The following is a 1,644-nucleotide window of genomic DNA, read 5'->3' as shown; positions in this document are numbered from 1 at the left end:
CCCCTTCGCGATGGGCCGGATCAAAAGACCGGAAATACGAAGATGACGGGTGGAAGGGCTGATCCTCATTACCCACCCCGGCGACGCTTGGCTGGCGCTACGCTGGACGCCCCGTTGCGACGGTTGCCATTTACTATACTACGGGCGGACATGGTGTCCGGGTTTATGTCCGGGTTTGGTGTCCGGGTTTCGGGGTCGATTTCGCCCCCCACCATGTCCGGGTTTTCGGGCTGCGCTTTCGGGTATGGGGCACCGCCGATGAGGATACTTTCGAGCAAGCCGAGGAGCATCGGCGACGGGTTCGCGCCGATCAATATCAGCCACTTTTTCAGCCCGCCGAAATCAATGATCCACTCGGTCGCTAGCCTGCGCCCGCCCTTCTCAGCGCCGACGCGCCAGATCACCCTCCCGGCTTCAAGCTGGGCGAAGTTCCGCCGCGCTTGCCTCTCGGTGCAATCACCCCATTCGGCCATCCGCTTCATGCCCGGATAGACTGTATGAAAGTTACTCATGCGCTTGTGCGCGTAGTAGCCAACCATGCCGGCGGCCTGCCGACACAGCGACGGCGGAAGGCCAGCCCGTCGGATAGCCTTCCGCAAAAGACCCTTGGTCTTGTTGATCTGCTCAACAATAGGAGGCGTCCGGCCTGACTTCCTGTCATTCGCTCGGCACTCCGCATCAAGCCGGTCGGTGGCGTGCTTTTCCGGATCAATCGTCATCGACGTGATCCTGCCGGGCAACGGTCACGATAGCGTCGGCAAGGTCGCCCGCGTGGTCGAGGCTAAGAGTGAAACCCTGCCGGGTTGGGCGCAATTCGCCGTCCTCGCCGGGGTAATGTAGGCGGCAATCGACGAAGCGGCGGCCTTTATACTCGCGCAACCGGATTACGAGGCTTTCGCGACGGTTCTTTTGCATCTGGATCATGCCGCCGTTCCTTCGGCGGCGCGCTCGGCCTCCCAGCGTTCGAGGTCGGACAAGCGCCAGCGGGTACAGCCGGGCGAAAGGCTGATCGGGGACGGGAAGCCTTGGCGGCCCTCACGCACCCAGCGCCAGATGGAGAATTTTGAGCAGTTGTATCGGTCAGCGACCTGATCGACGGTGAGAAACATGGTGCAACCCCTTTCGTTAGGCTGCCGACCATTTGCACCACATTGCGTTGCAGGTCACACCCAATACCCCCATGCCAAGGGGGGGGGGTATTGGGTTTAAATGGCCAGCGCGCCGACCAGCGCTTCGATGTCGGGAATGTCGCCCGCACCCATCGCCATGTGCAGCGCCGTGACGAATTCGATGAATGGCTCGCGCTCCTTCGGTTTGCCCTTCGGAATGTCGCGCCCGGTGTCACGCCAGAGGGCCGCCAAACCGGACAGGAACCGGTCACGCTCATCGGGTTGCAATTTTTCGGCCAGCGTGGTGCCGCCTCCTTTGTCCGGGCCGTGGGCGGCCAGTACAGCGCTCTCAAGCGCGCGGGCGAGGTCCGCCCACTCCGAGACGCCTTGGACGGCCCTCCAAAGGCCATCCCTCAGGACGTAGTCATCGTTTGCAGCGTCACCGTAATTGGGCGCAAGGGGATAGGGAAAACACATTTCTCTAACGCGCTTTGCTTCAGGTATATTCGGAACCTCACGGAAGGCGACCGTCGCG

Annotated in this window: 4 protein-coding genes; all 4 read right to left on the bottom strand. The window is 61.9% G+C overall.

The features are described from left to right. Nucleotides 1-68 precede the first annotated feature (68 nt). Nucleotides 69-719, bottom strand: coding sequence for a hypothetical protein (locus LC354_RS25960; protein WP_223428859.1), 651 nt, complete (start codon nt 717-719; stop codon nt 69-71). After that, on the bottom strand, nt 709-924 hold the full coding sequence (locus LC354_RS25955) for a transcriptional coactivator p15/PC4 family protein (RefSeq protein ID WP_223428858.1): 216 nt from the start codon (nt 922-924) through the stop codon (nt 709-711). Before LC354_RS25955 ends, LC354_RS25960 begins: the two co-directional genes overlap by 11 nt. Next, nucleotides 921-1,109 (bottom strand): helix-turn-helix transcriptional regulator, encoded by a 189-nt coding sequence (locus tag LC354_RS25950; RefSeq protein WP_223428857.1) that lies wholly within the window; start codon nt 1,107-1,109, stop codon nt 921-923. The genes LC354_RS25955 and LC354_RS25950 overlap by 4 nt, the downstream gene beginning before the upstream one ends. Before the next feature lie 96 nt (nt 1,110-1,205). Continuing rightward, the coding region (locus LC354_RS25945; RefSeq protein WP_223428856.1) for a hypothetical protein at nt 1,206-1,644 on the bottom strand (439 nt) is incomplete at its 5' end.

It is taken from the genome of Tateyamaria pelophila (assembly GCF_019966495.1).
Taxonomy (GTDB): domain Bacteria; phylum Pseudomonadota; class Alphaproteobacteria; order Rhodobacterales; family Rhodobacteraceae; genus Tateyamaria; species Tateyamaria pelophila.
This window is presented reverse-complemented; position numbering and strand designations above follow the sequence as displayed.